The 23,044-nt window shown below is 69.7% G+C and carries 2 protein-coding genes; one reads left to right on the top strand and one right to left on the bottom strand.

Annotated elements, in window-relative coordinates; genetic code table 11:
• Nucleotides 1–585 (bottom strand): hypothetical protein (locus AB0K82_RS38375; protein WP_364406764.1); only part of this gene is annotated, 585 nt, incomplete at its 3' end.
• 1,092 nt (nucleotides 586–1,677) lie between these two features.
• On the opposite strand from AB0K82_RS38375, the gene AB0K82_RS38380 reads away from it, so the two are divergent.
• Nucleotides 1,678–23,016, top strand: coding sequence for a hypothetical protein (locus AB0K82_RS38380; protein WP_364406767.1), 21,339 nt, complete (start codon nucleotides 1,678–1,680; stop codon nucleotides 23,014–23,016).
• The last annotated feature ends 28 nt before the right edge of the window (nucleotides 23,017–23,044 follow it).

The raw sequence follows: 23,044 nt of genomic DNA on the forward strand, positions 1-23,044 counted from the left end.
AGTCCGTCTGAGGCGAAGGAGTGGGGGCAGGAGTTCGTCAAGGCGCATGAGGCCGGTGGTGCCGAGGCCGTGACGGCGCTGGACGAGCGGTTGAATCAGCGGCTCGCCAGTGATGATGTGAGTGTTCAGCGGCTGGAGAGTTTGCTGAATGATGCTCGGGCTCCGCGGCCTGGGGGAGTGCGGTCCGATGGCGTGGTTTCGCCTGGGGGGCCGCGTGCGTCGGCGGATCAGGTCGGTGCGGTTGCCGAGAAGCGGGCGCTGGACGGTGGTTTGAGTCCGTCTGAGGCGAAGGAGTGGGGGCAGGAGTTCGTCAAGGCGCATGAGGCCGGTGGTGCCGAGGCCGTGACGGCGCTGGACGAACGGTTGAACCAGCGGCTCGCCAGTGACGACCTGACTGCCCAGCGGCTGGAAAAAAGGCTCGGCGACGAGGGTAAGAAGCTTGACGAGTTGGCGCGTAAGTCGACCCAGGGAGTCGATCAGGTAACTGAGAAGTACGGGCTTTCGGCCGATGAGGCTTCGCGCTTCTACGGCAAGACTTACCGGGCGTACATCTTCGGTGGTCAAAAGTCCGTCGAAATGGTGCATCGAGAGCTTGCCCAGTACCTCGATGATCAGCGGCAGTGGTCCTTCATCAAGAACGATCTGAAGAATCCCCGCGAGGGGGACCGGAGTCCGAATCCCGCCGGTCCCGAGTCGAACGCGGATTCTCCCGCACCGTCGGACACCAGGTCCCAATCGGCCAAGCCGCAGGCGAGTACGTCCGTCGGCGACACCCTCACTCCGCACGCGCCCCAGGATTCGAGGCCGGCAAGCGCGAAGGCGACCGGTCGTCCGGGAAGCGCCGGGCCGCGCTCGAAGGCCGTCAGTGGAGAGCCGCGTACGTCCGAATCGGTGGCCGAGCCGGAGACCGGACCACGGACGGCGGATCCGGGTCCGGATGATGCCGGGGCGGCTCTCGGTGAGCTGCGCGACGCGCGGACGGCTCTGGCGTCCATGCGCGAGCGGTGGAAGAACGCGGGAGAAGGGTCGTCCGCCTGGGCGTCCCAGGTCATGGCCGCCAAGAAGCGCGTGGAGCAGGCCGAGGCGCGTCTGCAGGCGGCGATGCCGTCGGCCGATGACCACGGTGACGGCCCGCCGACCAGGTTCGGTGGCGGAGAGGGAGTCCACCAGGACCCGGAGATTCCGGTCGTCCATGGCGAATACGACGCTGGGTCGTTCACCGTCCATGTCGGGGGCGGCGCCCGGAACCCGGAGCAGACGGCGCGGTGGATCGCTCGCAACACGACGTACGAACCGGGCGAGCCGGTCGTTCTGCGCATCCCCGGGGTGGGGAGGCCGAGTCCGGGGGGCGGACCCTCCTTCGCGGACGTCGTCGCCACCCATCTCGGCGGGCCCGTCCTGACGCCCGATTCCGGCGGTTCGTCAGCCGGTGGCGGCTGGATCACGCACCGGCCGGGCACCCTGCCCCCGGCGGCCGCGGAGACCTCCGTGGCCGATGGCCCTGCACCCATACAGAACGACTCCCACACGGGAACCTCGCCGCTGAGCCCGGTGAGTCCGCCGAGCCCCCGCAGTCCCAAAACTCCCCTGAGCCGCTTGAGCCCGGTAAGCCCGGTAAGCCCGGCGAATCACTCGGCGCCGGAGAACGGTCGATCGCCCTCGGCACCGGACGCGGCGGTGAGTTCCCCGGCGACCGGCGATCGGGTGGTCGTCTCCGGCCGGATCGAGCCGAGCGATGACGGCGATGACGGCTTCGTCGTCGACGGTCAGTCCGCCCTGATGGCTCCCGACGAGTTCGCCGCGTGGATCCAGGAGCAGCCCGAGTACGCGCCGGGTGTTCCCGTCGTCCTGCTGGCCGATGACGCGCATTCGTTCGCGTTCGCCGTCGCGCCGATTCTCGGCGCGCCGGTGACCGGACCGTGGGGCGACGTCTTGTCGCTGCCGACCGGTGATCTGGTGGCCGGGACGCTGCGGCGGGAGCCGGACGGCGGACTGCGGATCGACGACGCGCCGAACGACGGCTGGTACACCTATGGGCCGGACGGTGACCTCACCGGCCGGGTCCGCACCCTGCCCGACTCCGGGGCCTTCCTGCGCGACCAGGCGAGCGCCGCGACGGCGAGTGGCCGGCCGGCCGGCATCTGGCGATCGACGGCCGGTCCGAAGAACGCCGGTGAGAGTCCTGCCATGACTTCCGGTATGCCCGCCGAATCGGCGGCGGAGCCGCAGTCGAAGCCCGTGGCGGATGCGCCCGAGTCGGTCGCCGGCGCCGGCGGGGCCCCGGCACTGACCACTGCCCCACGCCTGGCGGCGATCGACCACCGCGCGTTCGGCCTGATCCCGCATCTTCGGATCGACGGTGGCGCGAGTCTGGCCGAGCCGCTGTCGAAGCTCCTGAACCGACCGGTCCGTGACGGCCTCGTCTCGGAGGTCGAGGCGGGCCAGGGCCCCTCCCCGTCCACCTCCGTGATGCCGGAGAGCGAGAGGCAGCCTCCTGCGGCGGCCGCACCCTCTGCCGAGGACGTGCCTCCGCCGGTGCCGCCGTCTCCTCCGGGGAGTACGCCTCCTACGGCGGAGCCGCCCGCGGTGGAGCCGATCGCGGATCCGATGGTCCGTTCGATCGGTGTGCCGCGTGCTGCCCTGCCGCAGATGCCGGCGCTGCTGCGGCGGATCCGGCAGGCGCTGGACGAGGCCGGGGTGACTTACACCGAGAACGAGCTGGCCCTGCTGACGCAACGCCTGCTGTCCAATTACCGGTACCTCGGCATGCACGACGCGGCCGGCGAGACCGGCGACAGCGGCCTGCAGGTGCCGATCGGCGATGGCGAGGTGCTGGTCACCCTCGATGCCACTGATCCGTACGAGGAGCAGAACCCGGCCGGTGCCACGCTCACGCCGCCCGGCCTGCCTCCGGTGGAGGGGGGGCACCAGGCGGTCGGCAGCATCAACTCGGTGTTCGCGACCGGTGCGCACGCCCAGTCGCAGAGCGGGCAGCTGGGGGCGACCCGTGGCGCGCTCTCGGCGAGCGTCGGTGTCCCCGTGGCGCCCGGTGTGATCGTGAGGGGCGGCGCCTCGATCTCCGGGACGGCCAACCAGTCGAACCGGTCCGACACGCACATCGCCGATGCCGAGGGCGGTCACGTCGAGGACAACCGCACCCCGCACAAGCTGATCGCCTACACGGCGAAGTGGTCGTTCAAGGTGCGTACGGACGATGAGCAGAGCTGGGCACGGACGCCCGTCCAACGGCTGGACGACCCGACCGACGAGCGCCTGTTCCTCTGGATTCCGGATCACTATCTGGAGAAGTCCCCGTCGGACCAGGTGATCGCGACCGGTGAGGCGGTCAAGGTCGACAAGCTGCCGTCGTACTTCTCGGCCTCCGGCCTGACGAACCTCCCCCGGCTGTTCGACGAGATCGCGGCGGCCCTGCGGGAGAAGGGGCTGCCGCTGCCGATGGGCAGCTCGATCCGTCAGGAGTTGCTGCAGAAGCTGTGGAACCTGGACATGCACCTGGACGCGGCGGTCAACACCGCTCGCGGGTACCGGTTCAGGCTGCACAGCGAGCATGGGCGGCCGGTGGCGGCGGTGTCGGTGCGGTCCGAGCGGCTGGCCGGCGCCCCGCGGGTCGGTGCGACCAGCGACAAGTCGCACATCGAGAACGTACGGACCGCCATCGACGGCTGGAGCGGCGGCCACACCATCGGCAACGCCAGCGCGCTGACGTTCCCGAGCGCCGAGGTCGACCTGGGGGCGCCGGTCACGGGGCTGGAGAAGGCCGGCCTGGGCATCGCCGGCTACCTGTCGTACTCGTCGTCGAACACCGACGGGATCTCGGCCGGGCGGACCGGTCTGCACGTGCTGGTGCCGCGTGACATCTCGTACACCACCGCGTACGACATGTCGTTCACGCATCGGGCGACGGTCAGCGTCCGTGGTGACGAGGACAAGCGGGCGCCGAGGACGACCGGCCCGGTCCCCGGCAGGGCGCTGGTCCGGGTGCCGGAGGCGGCCGCGTACGAGCACGGTCTGCCGGTCGACCGGGAGGCGCTGAAGAACCCGCCGGCCCAGGGCGGCACCGTGCCGTACGAGCCGGACGCGATCCGGGGCACCGGCCGGGGCCCGAACGACCCGGACACCAAGCCCGTGCCGCACTACGTCGCGGAGGGCAAGGGCGTCGGAATGGGTCTGGTCATGGTGGCCGAAGAGACCGTCGAGGAGATCCGGAACGCGCTCACGGCCGAGCTGTCCAGGACCGGGTTCCTGCCCGCGGACGGGGACGATCCGTTCGAGGGGTACACGTGGTACGGGCACGGCAACAGGCTCGACAGCCTGGTCGACAGCGAAGAGCTGTTCGACAAGATGGTCTCCAGCCGTGGCCTGGACTCCCACTACGACCAGATCCACCAGGACGGCATGACGTTCACGCTCCGCAAGCGGCGCGGTGGCATGGGCGTGGACCTGGACGTCGATTCGGCGAAGGTCACCATCAAGGCGCGGAAGAACCCCGCGCGCGAGCCGAAGTTCATCCGCAGTACGGAACAGTTCCACACGGTGAACCTGGCGATGGGCATGGACAGCGCGGGTGCGTCCGTCGGCCACTCGCGGAAGGTCGCGGCGGGTTTCAAGTTCAAGGGGCTCTTCCAGTCGCTCAAGACGGCGATGATGGGCGTCGAGTTCCAGCGGAGCGTCGGCGCCTCCGACGCGGTGGGCTTCCTCAACAACCGTCCCGAACTCCTGGAGTACCCCGGCAAGGTCGACGAGTTCGCGCTGACCAGCGACTATGAGATCACCGTCGAGTACCAGCACTCCGGTGTGCAGGGCAGGGTCCGCAACGGCCGCCGCGACCCGGACCCGATCAAGGTCGAGAACCAGACCGCCCTCGCCTATCTACTGCCGCTCGGCACCGAGGAAGGCCCGATATCGGAGGGACCGACGCCGGCCGGGGTCCTCGAACAGGGCGTCGTCTACTTCGTGGACACCACCGGCGTCCGGGACGCGGTCGCGGCGCTGGGGCGGATGACCGATCCGGCCGGTACGGCGTCCGCGGCCCGGGACACCTTCACGAGCACGATCGAGATGCGGGCGCATCTGAAGGAGATCCTGAACGGGGAGTACACGACCGACCGTCCCTTCGAGCCGGGCATCTTCCGCGACACGTTCGGCGCGATGGACATCCGGGGCGACCTGGGCCCGACCAGGTTCACCGGCGCGACCGGCGACAAGTTCGTGCTGGGCCTGATCAAGCTGTTCCTGGCCCAGAGCAGCCTCACCGACTCCGGCTCGGTCGGCTGGAGCTGGGACCAGCTGGACATCGCCGCCGGCGATACGGCGGGGCTCGCGAGCCTCACCGCCGAGACGGACCTCAACCGGCACTGGCAGCACAACACGTCGCAGACCTCCGGGCGCACCGGCGGCAAGGAGCTCCTCCAGCTCAACTTCAACCGCGTGTACTCCTTCGAGACCACGGTGGACTTCGCGGTCTCCAGCCGCCGGGAGAAGCACTCCAAGCTGGTCCCCGGCAGCTCGGCGCACCACACCGAGCACATGGATCCCCGCACCATGGTGTTCCTGCTGCCCGAGCCGGAGGCGCTGACCCAGTACGCCGAGGGCCGCCTGCCGATCTCGAACCGTCAGCTCAAGGACGCGATGCTCCGCTGGCACACCGGCAGGTTGAAGCTGAGCGGTGACCTGGCGGCGAAGATCCTCATGCGCTGGAAGAACGAGGCGCCCGGCCTGCCGAAGGACAGGCGGGTATCGCGGGGCAAGCTGGCGCACTCGCTGGCGCGGATGCACGTGACCGGTGCCGCCCCGGTGCTGGACGCGCAGGTCAGGGAGCAGTTCAACACGACATTCGGGCACGGCCTGCGCGACCCGTACGACCCGTACCTGCACCCGCGGATGCCCGACGACGTCGTCGCGTACGCGGAGGGCCGCGAGCCGCTCACCGACCAGCGGCTCGCGGAGGCGCTGAACGACTGGCGGAACGGCAGGCTGCGGCTCAGCGGCGACGTGGTCGCCCAGACCCTGATGCGCTGGCACGACGAGGTCCCCGAGCTCCCGACCGGGGTCAAGATCAACCGTGGCCCGCTGGCCGGAACGTTGGCCGAGCTGCACACGCTGGGCGGAACGCCGATCACCTCGCTGGGGATCCGTGAGCGGTTCAACGAGAGGTTCCGGCAGAGGCTCGGGAACCCGCGGCGGCCGTACGACCTGATGGAGCTGCCGGAGTACCTGACCCGCGACGACCCGGGCGGCCGGTTCCTGGGCCACTCCGGCGTCCATGAGCTGAAGTACCCCGATGGGCGGACCACCTACGAGATCGTCCGGGACGAGATCGAGCGGGTCGCCCCCGGCCTGTTGGCCGCCGGCGCGGAGATCTGGAACGGCAAGGGCCGCCGCGTCGGCCGGATGCAGGGCTCCGTCGACGCGTTGCAGGCGATCCTGGCCGAGGGCCGCGACCAGGCGATGTGGGAGGAGTTCCTGGCCAAGGACGGCTACTCCCTCTACCTCGTCAACCCCGTCGGCTGGTTCCTGACCGACGTGATCGAGATCAACCTGACCGACGTGCTGACCTCCCGGCCGGAGGTGCACGACTACCGGTGGAACACCGGCATCGAGGTCTACTCCCACGGTTACGTCCCGACGTCCAAGTCCACGTCCCGGGACGGCTCGCAATCGTGGATGTTCGCGAAGCTGTCCGCCGGCGGTGCGCACGCGAGCGGCCCGGCCGACCTGAGAACCTCGGTGGGGCACCATCGCGGCACGACCCGCGCGGAGAACGCGGTCAGCGAGCAGACCGTCTACGACTGGGCGAACCACTACGCGGTGCGCTTCGAGCACGAGCTGACGGTCACGGTCCGGCGGCTGAAGATGTCCGGCCGGCCGCTGAACAACCTGCTGCTGTCCGGCCTCGACAAGTGGACCCGCCACGGGGCGGTGGCCCAGACCACTGTGGCCGGCACGCTGGACCTCGAAGTGCCGCACGCGCTGGCGGAGGCGGGCACGCTCCGCGGCCCGGAGAACGTCCGTGACCTGATCCCGCTGGGCAAGCTGCCCGGCAACGCGTACGTCACCGGCGTCGTGCTGGACGACCTGCTGCCCGCCTCCCGCAGGATGCTGGGCGCGTTGTTCGGCCCGCACTGGTACGAGAAGGCCCTCGGCGCCCAGGCGAACGATCCGGGGACCCGGTCCAGCCTGTCGCTGCCGACCCTGCTGTCGCGGTCGCACCTGACCAACCACCTGCGGAACGCGATCGGCGGCGAGCGGTACAAGCTGGCCGACAACCTGTTCATCCCCGGCCACTCCAGCGAACGCGCCACGATGTGGCTGCGGGGTGACCTGTTCGACGCGCAGGTCATCGGGCGGATGGCCGACGGCGGTACCGGCACCGGCCGGTACATCAAGCACCAGAGCGGCACCACCGCGAACAACAGCTCCGACCTGGCCCGGGTCACCGGTGACGTCGCCGTCGGCGGCAGCGGTGTCCTCGACCCGCAGCATCCGGACCGCAGCTGGGGGCTGACCGACGCGGCCGGCCGCGTCACCTCCGCGAACCAGAACAGCGCCGGCACCGAGAACTACCGCCGCGAGCAGCACGCCAAGGAACTCGGTTCGCTGCTGCTGGTGCGCATGCGCGGCCAGTTCCGGCTCGAGGCGCAGAAGACCCGGCACCACCTGTTCCGCGAGTCCCACAACGTGGGCGACCCGCTCCGCAGCGACCCGGTCACCGGCGACGTGTACGTGGAGATCTTCGAGGCGCAGTACGCGGAACTGCGCGCGGCCGTGGACGAGCAGCGGCGGGAGCGCGAGCAGGACCTGGGGAACCGGGTGGACCCACAGGCGTGGAAGGGACTGAACGCCGCGCCCCGCTTCGACCTGCTCGCGCTGCTGGCCGACGCGGCGGGCCACGGCTACACCCCCGCACGCGCCCACCAGAGCCTCGTCACCCACATCCGCGAGCAGACCGGCGGCGACCGTCCTCTGGTGCTCACGGTCGGTCCGGACGCGCAGGTCCGGAAGTACCGCACCATCCTGCAGTGGGCGGCCCAGACCATCCGGGACGACCTGCGCTTCTCGGCTCACGAGCCCGACCCCGGCCTGCTCACCCTCCCCGCCCGGTACGAGCAGCGGCTCACCTGGACCGGCGACCGGCTGACCGATGGCCTGCCCCACTCCGTCGAGGACGAGATCACCGCGATCATCGGCCAGGTCAACCGGGCACACGCCCTGCGCCGCGACAACGAGGCCGGCGCCCCCGCGGAGCTGCCGCCGGACGTGGCGATGCTCAGCCTGGACCCGGTCCACCTCGCCCGCGACGTCGCGTTCGAACTCGGCGCGCACGTCCGGCTCGACGTCCACCGGCCCAACGGCACCGTACGCAGCCACTGGGCGGACCCGGCCGGGCGGATCCACGCCGTCGACCCGGCGACCTTCGACGACGTCCTGACCGCCGAATCACCGGACCGGCCCGAAGTGTTGTCCCCGGGTGACCTGGACGACGCCCCGGCGCATGCCGCCACCCCGTCGCCGTCGCCGTATGCGGTGGTAGGCGATCCGGACGATACGCCGGCGCACGCCGCCGCACCCGCGCCGCCGGGAAGCCGCCGATCGGGAGGTCACCACCAGTCGTGGGGGTACCCGGAGTCCCAGCCGCAGGCGGGTTGGCAGATCCATGAGACGGCCGGGACAGGCTGGGGCGGCGATTCCACCGGTGGTACGGAATCGCCGGCCGTCCGGGATCTCCTCGCGGAGCAGGTCGTGCAGGCCGGGCTTCAGCAGGTCGGCCTGTACCAGTGGCGCGGGTCCTCGGACGCCGATCCGGAGGCGGGCTGGCAGATCGGCGAACAGACCGTGTGGGGCCGGCCCAATGACTTCGGCCGGTGGGTCCGTGGTAGCGGACCTGAGCCGGGGCCATCGGGCACGATGAACTGCTGGGAGGGGATCCTCCTCGTCGCCTACCAGGCCGGTGCCGTCAGCAAGGAATGGCTGGACGGCATCCACGCGATCGCGACTCGAGCCGCGATCAGGGCCGCTCGTCGTGGCCGCGACCATGGATCGGCCGCGTACATCGACCGACTCGAGAACCAGATCGCCCCTCCTGCCGCCAGGGTCGGTCACTCCATCGATCCGAACACCGGCCTGGTGGAGCCCGGTTTCCAGCGTGGGCACCTGGTCCTGCTCGACGGCTTCGGCCACGTCATGCTCGCCCTCGGCACGCGTGATGCGCAGGGCCGCAATGAGGTCCTGAGCCTGTGGTGGTACCCCAACAGGCGACCGCTCGGTCAGCTCACCGTCGAGTCACATGGCTTCTGGCAACTGACGACGGTCGAAGACGTGATGGCCACAGCGTCGACGCCCTTGGTGCCCGGCGCGCCTCCCGCCCTGGCGCCGGACGCGACGATCGAATCCGCGAGGCCGGCTTGGCTGCCTCCGGCGCAGACGGCCGCGAATCTCGCCTCGTCCTACGGATACGGATACGACACCGCGTACGGACAGGACCCGTACGGCCAGGGGCAGGGATATCCGGTGGTGGGCCGGCCCTATGACATGCCACCGCACTACGCGCCGCCCGCGCCGGGCTCGTCGTCGGGTGGGCAGGTCGATCCCCGGCTGGATCACGTGGTGCGGCTCGGTCAGGAGTCGGTCGGCGCCTATCGGCCGGGAGGAGAGCCGCGTCTCGACCCGGACGACGGGTTCCGTATCGCGGAGACGGACTCGTCGGGCTCGCCGAACGACTTCGCGCGGTGGATCCGGGGGGACGGACCCGAACCGACGCCGACGGCATCGATGAACTCCTGGCAGGCGATCCTGTTCACGGCCTACCGGGCCGGAGCGGTGGACCGGGACTGGCTGGTCCGTGTCCACGACGCGGCCGCCGACGCCGCCCTCACCGCCTTCGCGGCCGCGACGACCGACGGGCTCGGGCAGGCCGACGCGTACGAACGGGCGCACCAGGCGTACGTCGACAGGATCATGCGCCTCGTCCGTACGGGCCCGGCCACCGAGCATGGGCTCGGTCCGGATTCCACGGTGACGCCGCCGATTCCGCGTGGTCACTGGGTGGCGATCGACGGCACCCGCCACATCGGCCTCGCGCTCGGCACCCACGATGCCGAAGGGCGTCAGCAGGTGCTGAGCCTTCCCCCGTCCTCGGCGGCGGAGCCCGCGACGCACAGCGGCGAGCAGCCGCCCGGATCGCAGCCGATCACGACGATCGAGGAGCTGCTGCAGGAGGCCGGCGTCGAGTCACCGATCACCTCGATGGCCCCTGCCTGGGCCGACCAGGGCGCGATGAGCGAAGTCTCCGAACCGGGTACGCGGGTCGCCCGGCCGGCGCCGTTCGCGACGTGGGAGCACCTGCGGTCCCACGCCCGGGTGACCAGGGTGGCGACAGAGCGTGCGTTCGACGCGGGACCTCGGTTCCTGCAGGTCACTCCTCCGCCGGGCGGCGACCCGAACGTCGGGCGCCAGGTGCTCGTCCGCGAGAACGTGCAGCTGATCAAGGCCCCCAACGGGCAGTGGGTCCGGAGCCACGTCGTGGCCCTGCCGGTGAAGCCGGAGAACGGCGTCGACCCCGCTGCCGTCGCGCGACACGCGGAGGAGCTGAACAAGGAGCTCGACGTCTATCTGAACGAGCGCTACTACGCGCTCCCGAAGTCGGGGCAGCAGTTGCACATCGAGGTGCAACTGGTCATCTGGCCCGACCACGCCGAGGCCATCACCCTTCGGGCGGGCAGGACCCCGGCAGGGCCGAACGCGCGTGAGTGGGGTCTTGAGGACGACATCCATGCCGTGATGCACGAGGCGGCGTTGCACCACGCCGGGCTGCTCGACGCATATCCCGACGCATCGTCGCTGTTCCGGAAGTCGGCGAAGTCCCCTGCGGTCCATCAGGACGGCCCGATGTCGGACGCGCCGTTCCATCCCTCCCAGCCGATCCCGAAGCGCGATCTGCGCACCATCGAGGACGTCGTCGACAGCACCGCGGTGTTGTACGGCTACTCGGGGGACTCACACGGCTCGGCCGTCACCGAGCAACCCGGCGCGGGCACCGGTGAGGGCGCTGCCGAGGCGGACACGGTGGTCGGCCTGCCGGACGACCACCCGGCCCACGCGGCTCCGCCCAGTCCAGGCGAACACACGGGGGCGGGCGCGCCGACCGGGCAGGCGGAATTCGATTACCGCGAGTTCGTGGAGATGGAGCCGGATGAGCAGGATGCGGTGCTGCGCTCCATGTCCATGCAGGCGCGGGAGAGAATAGCGTCAGACCCTGACGTGGTGCGCCGGATGCGGGATCTGATGCCGGCGCGTGATTTCGCGGCCGCGGTGGCGCATCTGATGACGTGGGTGGTTCCCGGGTTGGACGATCCGGGTACGGCACAGTCCAGTTTCCACGCGATTCTGAGCAGGATGCTGATTAATGAGGAGGTTGCGGAGAACCTGCTCAGAGCGGGCGCGCGGGCGCTGATCCTTCCAAGAACCACGCCGATCACAGATCTTTCGGTCTTCGCCGATAAGGACCCCGACAGTCCCGTTATGAGGGGATACCCCCGGCTGTGGAAACATGTGCGGGCATACTCTCTTTCCGAGAGCTACATCCTGTCGGTGATTCCGGAGGAGAACCTCACAGGCGCGCCCACTGTCATCGGTGCGGACTCCGAGGCGGGCCCTGATTCCTTCCCGGCCGGTTATTCTGCCGCCGTGCACGAGATCGCGCATGCGATTCTCTTTTATGGGCTGAAGCCAGAGGGGCAGAACCTCGTGCAGGCGGTGTTCAACGCGAAACTGGAGCGAGCAGCCCACACCGTCGAATGGTGGCCTGACGGGGTAAGCCATCCCTCGCGCCCGGATCTGAAGAACTATTCGATGTACAACGTCGGTAAGTTCTTCGCTCAAGCCGTCAACGTGTTCTTCTCGGTGAACGGCGGGACTGATCCGTATACAGGAAGTGAGCGGCATAACCACCCTGAGTGGCTCAGCGTTTATGAGCCGCATCTGTACCCACTGCTGGAGCAGATTTTCGGTTCGCCCTCCAGGCTCGTCGCCTCGCCGCGGGACCTGACGGTCGGCGATTCGGGTGGCGCCCCGACGCATGCCCTCGGACCCGCGTCCCCTGGCCTCTCGGGGCCGCGCGTGCTGCCGGATCTGCGTCCGGCCTCGAGCGTTCCGGCGGCGGAGGTCTACCCGTTCGATCCGGCGATGGTTCGGGATTGGAATCATCGCGCGCTGCTGGCCGGTACGGGGTCGGTCGACTTCTACACGTGGGTGCCCTCGGGCGCGGACCCGGACCGCGATTTCCGGATGATGATCCCAACATTCCGGGGAGTCAACGACTTCGCCCGGTGGCTCCGTGGTGAGGGACCTGCGCCGTCGTGGCTGAGCGCGATGAACTGCTGGCAATTCCCGCTGTACACCGCGTACTGGGTCGGCGCGGTCGACAAGGCATGGCTGGGATCGATTCACGACCACGCGGCCCGAGCGGCGAAGCGCGTGTTCGACGGGCTGCTCGCCGACGGATCGTCTGAACGCGCCGCGGCGAACGAAGCACTCGGCGTGTACGACGAAACGCTGCTGGCCTCGATGACCGTCGGTGAGGTCACCGAACATCGTCGAGATCCGCGGACGGGCTTGCTGACGCCGGATGTCCCTGCGGGACACCTCGTCTTCATCAACGGCAGTAAGCATGTCGCGTGGGCGCTCGGCACTCGTGACGCCCAGAGGCGGCAGGAGGTGCTGAGCCATTGGGATTACCCATCGGCCGGCTCGCCGATGCCGTTCCGGCAGCGGATCTCGGGCGACGCCGGCCACACCCAGAAGACGACGATCGAGGAGCTGCTGGGCAGATTCCGTCCTTCCGCGACCGTCACGTCCGCGGCGCCGGCGTGGTCGGATCCGCGTACGGTGGCCGCTTCGCTCAAGGACCCCAGGGTTCAGGCACCGCTGGTGCCGGTGGCGGCGCCGGGTAAGAGGGTGGATCTTCCGGCGAGTGAGGATTGGTTGGATCGGCGGGCTGCGGCGCCGGTGGTGCGGGTCGCGACGGAGCGTTTCGACCCGAAGGTCGATTTCCTGCCGGGACAAGCCCCGGGCCGTGCGCTCGAGGGGGCCCAGGGGGGCCAATGGCGACGGCTCTCCGAGGGGTTGCCCGGGACGGCGAAGGCGTCGGGGTGGGAGACGCTGGTCCGGGCGAATGTGCAGCGGATTCAGGCCGGTAACGGGCGGTGGGTTCGTCGTCATGTGATCGCGTTGCCGGTCAGAACGATGTTCGGGGTGACCGCGAGGGACGTCGGTGAGCTGGAGAACGCGCTGCAGGGGGCGCTCGACCGGTATGTGAACCGGGGTTATGAGCTTCCGAAGTCGAAGGATCAGTTGCACGTCGAGGTGAAGCTGGTCGACGCCCCCGGTCATCCTGAGGCGGTCGAGATCCGGCCGGGCCGGACGGCCGCCGCACCGGACCTGGAACTGGGTGGTCCGGACGCGCGGCATTGGGGCCTGGGGGACCTCACCGTGGAGTTGCTGCACGAGGTGCTGCATTACCTGGGGTTGCCGGATGAGTACCGGGATCTGCTGGCGGTGTTCCGGCGTGCGGCGACGTCTTCGGTGGTCAAGGCGGACGGTCTGATGGCGGGGGGTGTGTTCGACCCGTCACAGGAGATGCCGTCGCGGTATCTGGAGATCATCGAGTCGGTGGTCGACGCCACCGCGGTCCTGCGCGACCATCCGCTGAACGCCCCGGACAGGCCCGGACCCGGAGCCGACAATCCGAAGGCGTCAGAGGTGGTCGGCCGGGCCGATGACGTGCCGACCCATGCCGCTCCGCCCAGTCCGGGCGAAGACACAGGGACGGCGAGCGATCGGTCGCACCGCGTCCTGGAGACCATGCGGAGTTTGGCCGGCTCCTTCCGCTGGGGAAGGTCCTGGCCTGATGAGGATGACGGCTTCAACATCAGCGTGCGGCCGAGCGATGGACGGGTCAACGGGTTCGCCGTATGGATTCGCGGTCTGGGGCCTGCGCCGCAGCCGACCGACGCGATGAATTGCTGGGAAGCAATCCTGTACGCCGCATACTTGTCCGGAGCGCTTGAAAAGGAATGGTTGGTAAGTGCCCACGATGAGGCGACTCGTGCGGCGAATATCAGGTTCCATCGAGCGATAGCCGCGGGGCACACCCGGGACCGTGCGAAAGACCGAGCAGAGACGGCTTACCATCGCGAACTGCTCCGTCGCGCCACCAGGGGTACGCCGACCAGGCACCGGATCGAGAACGGCCTGGTCACTCCGGACGTTCCGGCAGGGCACTTCGTCATCCTCGGCGGGGACTGGCACGCCGTACTGGCGCTCGGCACACGTGACCACTTCGGGCGCCAAGAGGTCATGAGCCACTGGATTCATCCGTCGAGGGGGGCCGATGGGCTCGGGACGGTCCAGCGGACGACGCTGGAGGAATTGCTCCAGAAACTCCCCGAGGGCATGACGATCGACTCTTTGGAACCGGTCTGGTCGGAGCTGGACGACCGGTCCCCGACGTCCGAGCGCCATTCCGCGCCGAAGGCGCCGACGGATCTGCATCCGGCCTCGAACGTTCCGACCGCGGACGTCTACGCGTTCGATCCGGCGATGGTTCGGGATTGGAACCATCGCGCGCTGCTGGCCGGCAGGGGGTCGGTCGACTTCTACACGTGGGTGCCCTCGGGTCCGGACCCGAACGACGATTTCCGGATCGACGTCCCAACGGATCGGGGCCCCAACGACTTCGCCCGGTGGCTCCGCGGCGAGGGACCTGCGCCGTCGTGGCTGAGCGCGATGAACTGCTGGGAATTCCCCCTGTTCACCGCGTACTGGGTCGGCGCGGTCGACAAGGCATGGCTGGAATCGATTCACGACCAGGCGGCTCGAGCGGCGAAGCGGGTGTTCGACGGACTGGTCGCCGACGGATCGGATGAACCCGCCGCGGAGGGCGAGGCATTCGACGTGTACTACGAAACGCTGCTGGCCTCGATGGCCGTCGGCGAGGTCACCGAACATCGTCGAGATCCGCGGACGCGCTTGTGGACGCCAGATGTCCCTGCGGGACATCTCGTCTTCATCGACGACGGCGGGAGGCATGTCGCGTGGGCGCTCGGCACTCGTGACGCCCAGGGGCGGCAGGAGGTGCTGAGTCATTGGACGGCCCCATCGGGTGGTTCGTCGATGCCGTTCCGGCGGCGGATTTTCGGTTCGCGCGCAACCGGCTACACCCAGAAGACGACGATCGAGGAGTTGCTGCCCGGACTCCGTCCTTCCGCGACCGTCACGTCCGCGGCGCCGGCGTGGTCGGATTCACGTACGGTGGCCGCTTCGCTCCAGGACTCCAGAGCTCAGGCCGCGCCCGTGCCGGTGGTGGCGCCCGGTAAGAGGGCGGATCTTCCGGCGAGTGAGGATTGGTTGGATCGGCGGTCCGGGGCGCCGGTGGTGCGGGTCGCGACGGAGCGTTTCGACCCGAGGATCGATTTCCTGCCGGGACGGGCGCCGGGCCGTGCGCTGGGATCGGATCAAGCGGCTCCGGGTCGTGAATTGCGACGGTTCGTCTCGAACCTGCCGGGCCGTGCGTCACGATCGGGTAAGACGATCCAGGGCCGTGCGTGGCAGCGGCTCTCCGAGGGGTTGCCCGGGACGGCGAAGGCGTCGGGGTGGGAGACGCTGGTCCGGGCGAATGTGCAGCGGATTCAGGCCGGTAACGGGCAGTGGGTTCGTCGCCACGTCATCGTACTGCCGGTCAAACGGATATTCGGGGTTCACAAGCGTGACGTCGCGGTGATGGAGGCGTCGCTGAACCGGGTGCTCGACGAGTACGTGAACCGGGGTTATGAGCTTCCGAAGTCGAAGGATCAGTTGCACGTCGAGGTGAAGCTGGTCGACGCCCCCGGTCATCCTGAGGCGGTCGAGATCCGGCCGGGCCGGACGGCCGCCGCACCGGACCTGGAACTGGGTGGTCCGGACGCGCGGCATTGGGGCCTGGGGGACCTCACCGTGGAACTGCTGCACGAGGTGCTGCACTACCTGGGGTTGCCGGATGAGTACCGGGATCTGCTGGCGGTGTTCCGGCGCGCGGCGACGTCTTCGGCGGTCAAGACGGACGGTCTGATGGCCGGAGGTGTGTTCGACCCGTCACAGGAGATGCCGTCGCGTCATCTGGAGATCATCGAGTCGGTGGTCGACGCCACCGCGGTCCTGCGCGACCACCCGCTGAACGCGCCGGACAGGCCTGGACCAGGAGCCGACAATCCGAAGGCGTCGGAGATGGTCAGCCGGGCCGATGACGTGCCGGCCCATCCCGGCGCACCCGCGCCGCAGCAGTCCGAGAATCGCCCCGCGGCCGATTCGCCGGACCCGGCTTCACGGGCGTCCGAGGACCGGACGCGGACAGCGCCCTTCGTGCCCCAGGACGCGCCCCCATCCGTCTTGGCCCAGATTCGGTACATGGAGGAGGCGTTCCGGTTCGAAGAGCGCCTCGCCGTCCACCTGTCCGAGCACGAGGCGGTCAACGAGCACCTCGGCACGGTCGTGCGGAACCTCTGGTCGCGCACACCGGAGCATCGCCGGTCGGAGTACGGCTCCGAGGACACCTGGGTGGCCGGTGTCGTGGGGACGTCGATCGACCGGCTGCAGCAGGTGGTGGACGCGGGGAACCTCCGGGAAAGGGTGGCCTTCCTGTTCAACGGGGTGAGCCACGGCCTGGTCCCCCACCTGCTGAGGGGCTCGCAGGAGCCGGCCGCGGAGATCAGAACCGAGCGCGCCGACCGGGTACCCACCGAGACCCGCGTCGCATTCGAGGAACGTCTCAAGGAGATCGGCGAGTCGGACCTGGATCCCGCGGCCAAGGAGGCGGCGATCGCGGCGGCGTCGGCGGAACTGCTGCGTACGAAGCGGCAGGCGTCACAGGTACGGCCACCGCTGAGCGCGAACGAGCGCCTGATGGTCGGCGACGGCGAGTCCCTGCCGTGGGTCGGCGCGGACAAGAACCACACGCTGCTGATGAAGAGCGACTTCCAGCAGTTGTCGGAGAAGACCGGCGGGCTGGTCAGGACCGGCACGTCGGGCTCCGCGTACCTGTTCATCCACAACCTGGCACGCATGCCCCGCCGGTGGCGGGGCGTGGACGTCGACCTGGGCCTGCTGCGCTTGGCGCTGTTGGGCGCGATGCTGTCGGCGGACCACCACAGCTTCCACGAGGTGATGCGTGGCGCCCAGATCGCCCTGGACGAGATCTCGGACCACGATCCGGCACTGGACTACGTGGACAACTGGGGGCGGTACCGTCGCATCGCCCCGCTGAGCGAGGACGAGCTCCGTACGGCAGTGGCCTACCAGGGCAGGTTCCCCGACGAGCACGCTCGGGACCTGCTCGACCGGTCCCCGGCGGCCCCGCCCCATCCCGCGCCCAAGGCACCGATGGGTCTGCGTCCGGGACCGCGCGTTCCGGCGGCGGAGGTGTATCCGGTCGATCCGGCGGTGACGCCGAACTGGGTGGATCGCGTGACGCGGGCCGCGCAGGCATCGATCGGCTCCTTCCGCCGGGTGGACTCAGGACCCGATCCGCAGGACGGCTGGAAGATCGCCGGGGAAGCAGACGGCGTGGCGAACGACTTCGCGCGCTGGATCCGCGGCGATGGCCCCGCTCCGAACGCGGCGAGCGCGATGGACATGTGGGAGGTGTTCCTGTTGATCGCCTACTGGGTGGGCGCCGTCGACAAGGCGTGGCTGGACAGGACTCATGAAGAGATGGCGCGGGCCGCGCGGAACGCCTACTACAACGCGATCAACACGGGCATGGACGACGAAGATGCCTTCGAGGAGGGCGGGGGAGCGTACTTCGAGGCGCTCCGGAACCGCATGCACGTCGGTTCGGAGACCCGGCATTATCTCGATTCCGCGACCGGCTCGGTGGTGCCCGACATTCCGGTCGGCCATTTGGTGCACATCAGCTCCGCTGACCATAGCGGGATCGCCCTGGGCGCCCGCGACGAGAACGGCGAGCTGCGACTGGTCGGCTACTGGGTCGCGGACTCCGCGGACGCCTCGGACCGGACCGACTCCCTGCGGGTGATCACGCTGGATGACCTGGTCGAACGGTCCGGGGTGCAGCTGACCATCGCGTCCATGGCGCCGGCGTGGTCGGTTCCGGGTGCCCCGCTCGCGCTGGCGGATCCGCCGGCGGAATTCGACCGAGCCTTCGGAGAGGCGGTCTTCCCGGATCGGTTGCGGACTCGAGAGTTGGACGACCAGGCAGATCTACGGCTGAATCCCCTCTGGTCCCTGCTCGAGGACGTACCGCCGTCAGTGCTGACCGGAAACCGGAAAGCGGTATGGCTGTACACGGTGCGTCCCGATGGCCGGGTGGTGGTCGGAAGTGAGACGCCGGGCCGGCTTCTGGGGCCGGAGCAGTTGGCCGACCTCCGGGCGTCGGATCCGACTCTTGCCGAGCTGGATGACGATGCGGCTCGGGAGACCCTTGATGAGCGTTGGGGTCGTATCGGGCACCCGGGAATAGGCGCGGATTTCGCTGCGAATGGCGATGCGAAAGAGGGTTCGTCGAGGGTTTCGGGTGAGTTCTGGTGGGACGAGGAACTCCAGCAGTGGGTGGTCGACGACAATTCCGGCCGTTACATGTACTCGCGTGGCCCGAACTCGCCGAACGAGGTGCGGCACTGGGTCTGGAACGCGGCGGCGCTGCTCAGCGCGCACACGGGGCGGCATGTCGGCTTCCGCATGGTCAGCTGGCCCGATCGGGGTCGCCCGGCCGGCGCCGGTCGTGAGGCCGCACCGGCCGCGGGGACTCCGATCGCGGCACGGTGGCCCAGGCCGCTGACGACGGATGACTACGGCATCATCGACAGGCGCGGCACGGGTGTGCTCTTCCGCGCACCCGGTACGCAGGTCCCTCGCTGGCAGGTGCCGCGGGCGTTGATGAACGTGCCCAGCCGCCCGCTGTTCCTCGTGCATACGCAGAACTACGTCGAGGTGAGCACCTTCGCCCGGCCCCGGCTGCGGATCTCCGGGGACCGTACGCTGGCCGTCGAGGACGGCGTCTCAGGACAGCAGGTGTTCGCGACGGCCGAGGCCGTCGCACGTTCGTCGGCCGAACTGGTCCGTGCGGGCGCCGGGGTGCGTCTCGAGGTCGACGGGGACCTGTCCATCGTTCTTCCCACCGAGGATGGCGGGATTCGCCGGCTGTTCCAGGTCACTCCGGTCTTCCCGACGGAGTCCGGGCAGTCCACCGCCGAGGACAGCCGGGACTTCGCCGACCTGGTGACCGGCGGTGATCGCCCGTCGTCGATGGTGTTCCGCGATCCGGACAGCGGCCGGGTCGCCGCCGCGCCGATCAACGCGTCCGACGACGCGGAGGTCACCGGCACTCACCACCTCGCCGAGGCCCTGGCTCAGGCGGCCGATGGGGAGATCCGGCCGGAGGAGGTGGCTCCGGAGTGGGCGGCGGCGCACCTGAGCCGCGATCGCCGGCCGGCCGGTGGGGAGGGCGGCCCGCTCCCCGGCGAGAGGTATGGCAGCGCGCTGGCCGTCGGGGAGACCGACGACCCGCGACGTGACGCCCTGTCGCAGGCCGCCCGGCGTATCGGCGTCAACGAGTACGCGTGGGCCGAAGTGGGCGAGGGGTATGTGGTCCAGTCCATCGCCGCCCCCGACGCGCAGGGGCGGCCGAGCCTCGCACAGAACTTCGCCAAACCGGGCGGCACGGTCGACAGCCCCATCCGTCACCAATTCGCGACGGTGGTGCTCGCCAGCGAGGACGGCACCCACCAGATCACTCTGGAGAACTTCTCCCGAAGCGGAATGCGGGACCTCACGCGTCGTGGCGCCGTCCAGCACACCCTGACGCACTACGCGGCGGACCAACTGCGGGAGATGGCGGAGGACCTGCGCGCGGAGATCGCCTGGCAGGAGGGCGCAGGCCTCGGCCATGATCCGGAGGTGCTCGCCTACCTCGACCTGGCCGAGGCGCTGATCCGGGCCAAGGGCGCGGAAGCGGAGCAGGAGCGCGAGGACGCGATCGAGAGCGCCGTATCCCACCTGGCGCGCGTCGAACGCCTCATCCCGGGCGAACACCAGTGGCGCGTGCGGATGTTCTCCAAGCACCCCGGGGAGAGCTTCCACGACGGCATGGCGAATCTGGTGAAATCCGCGTTCTCGCCCACGGTCAACCCGCTCACCGGTGTCGTGGTCCGCGGCCACCGGGACCTGCCCACCTCCGACGGTGCACCCGCGGGTTCGGCGACGCCGGGCGAGAAGGACGGGCCGGGCACGAAGGCCGATGTCCTGGCGAGTGCGGATTGGCGGGATCGGCGGGCCGGGGCCCCGGTGGCGAGGGTCGCGACGGAGCGCTTCGACCCGAAGATCGACTTCTCGGTGGCCGGGAAACCGAAGGCGTCGGGGTGGGAGACCCTGATCCGGGCGAACGTCCAGCGGATTCAGGCCGGTAACGGGCGGTGGGTTCGTCGCCATGTGCTCGCGTTGCCGGTGAAGCCGATGTTCGGCGTGACCGGAGGCGACGTCGATGTGCTGGCGAACGCGCTGCAGCGGGCGCTCGACCAGTACGTGAACCGGGGTTACGAGCTTCCGAGGTCGAAGGACCAGTTGCATGTGGACGTGAGGCTGGCCATCGCTCGCGACCACGCGGAGGCCATCGAGATCCGGCCGGGTCGGACGGCCGACGCACCGGACCTCGAACTGGACGGCCCGGACGCCCGGCATTGGGGCCTGCTCGACTTCACCGTGGTACTGCTGCACGAGGTGCTGCATTACCTGGGTCTCCGTGATGAGTATCGAGACCCGTCGGCCGTGTTCCGGCGTGCGATGACGTCTTCGGCGGTCAAGGCGGACGGTCCCATGACGGGCGGCGTGTTCGACCTGTCACAGGAGATGCCGCAGCGGCTCCTGGGCCTGATCGAATCGGTGGTCGACGCCACCGCGGTCCTACGTGATCATCCGCTGGGCGCGCCGGGATCGCCTGCCCCGGGAGCCGACGACCCGGAGGCGTTGAAGGTGGTCGGCCGGGCCGATGACGCACCGGCCCACCCCGGCGCATCCGCGCCGCGGGGGCTCGAGCCCGGTGCGGACGTGGGCCGGGAGCCGGGCCTGCCGTCCCATGCCGTCCCGTCCGCGCCGTCGGATCTGCGGCCGGCGGCGAGCGTTCCGGCGTCGGATGTCTACCCGCTTGATCGGGCCCGGGTACGGAACTGGACGCGTCGGGTACTGCGGGTCGCGGAGGGGTCGATCGGCTTCTACCGGTGGGTTCCGCCGGTGCTGCCCGACCAGAGCCGTGGATTCCAGGTTTCTGCGACATCGAGGAACGGCACGCCCAATGACTTCGCGCGGTGGGTCCGCGGACAGGGGCCCGCGCCGACGGAACTCGGCCGGATGAACTGCTGGGAGGCCATCCTCTACACGGCGCACTGGTCTGGTGCGGTCGACCGGGACTGGCTGAGGCGGATCCACGGTGAGGCGTCTCAGGCGGCGGACGAGACGTACCGCGCGGCGCTGAACGGCGGGCGGGACGCCATGGCCGCGACACTGCGGGGGGTCGAGACCTATGGCGCCACGCTGATGCGCTCCCTGACCGCCGGCGAGCCGATGCGGCACCGACGTGATGCTCGAACCGACCTGGTCACGCCCGACCTGCCCGCCGGGCACTTGGTGATCATCAACGGGGGCGCCCACGTCTTGCTGGCGCTCGGAACACGCGACGCGCAGGGGCGCCATGAGGCGCTGAGTCATTGGAACTTCCCCGAGGATGAGCCGGGACGGCGGACGGCCGCTCCTTACGATCCGCCCTCGACCGGTTCGGGGTACCTGCAGAAGACGACGCTGGAGGAGATTCTCACCCTTCCGCAGTTCAGCCGGCCCAGGTCCATCGTGTCGGCGGAGCCGGCGTGGTCGTCGGGGCCTGGGCGCGGTCTTCGGCCTACGGGTGGTGTGGCGGCGCCGATCGTGGAACCCGCTGCAAAGGTCGAGAAGCCGGCGAGCGCGGACTGGCGGGCCCGGCGGCTCGCCGCGCCGGTGATGCACGTGGAGACGGAGAGTTTCGAGGCCAAGGCCGACTTCAGCGTGGCGGACGGGACTCCACGCGTCTCGGGCTGGGCGACGCAGATCCGGATCAACGTCCAGCGGATCCAGGCGGCGAACGGCGCGTGGGTCCGTAACCATGTCGTCGTCGTGCCGGTGAAGCCGATGTTCGGGGTGGGCGCGGACGACGTTGCTTCGATACAGCGGTCCCTGAACCGGATGATCGACCAGTACGCGAACCAGGGATATGAGCTCCCGGTTTCGAAGGACCAGGCCTTCTTCGCGGTGAAGCTGGTCGTCGACCCCGACCACCCGGAGGCCCTCGAGATCCGGCCGGGCCGGACGGCCGACGCTCCCGACCTGAGGCTGGACCGGCCGGACGCACGGCACTGGGGGACGGACGACTTCACCGTCGAGCTGTTGCACGAACTGTTCCACTACCTGGGCCTGCGGGACGAGTACCGGGACGTGCTGTCGCTGTTCCGCGGGCTGGTGCGGTCTTCGGCCGTCAAGACCGACGGGATCATGGCGGGGGGCGTCTTCGACCCGTCGCAGCCGATGCCGGCCCGGTACTTGCGGGACATCGAGTCGGTGGTCGACGCGAGCGTGGTGCTGCGGGACTTCCCGCTGACCGCGCCCGGGGCACGCGGGTTCGCCGCCGCCCTGCCGCCGGCCGGCGAAGGCGACGCGGAGACGGTCGCGGCGGCACCGATCTATCGGGTGGTGAACCGGCCGGACGAGGGCCCACGGCATCCCGCCCCGCCCGCGCCGCAGGGGCCCGCCTCACAGACCGGCACGGCTACGGATGAAGTGCCCGTGGCCGACCGGACGACGGGGGACGGGAGGCCCGAGTCCGCCGCCGGAGGGCTTGGGATGGCCGACCCGCTCGACGACGACTCCGGGTGGCGGAAGTCCAGCCATAGCGAGGGGGATTGCGTCGAAGTCGTCGTCTGGCGTTGAGGGCGCCGTCATCTGACGTTGGGGGCGT

It is taken from the genome of Actinoallomurus sp. NPDC052274 (assembly GCF_040679475.1).
Lineage (GTDB): Bacteria > Actinomycetota > Actinomycetes > Streptosporangiales > Streptosporangiaceae > Actinoallomurus > Actinoallomurus liliacearum.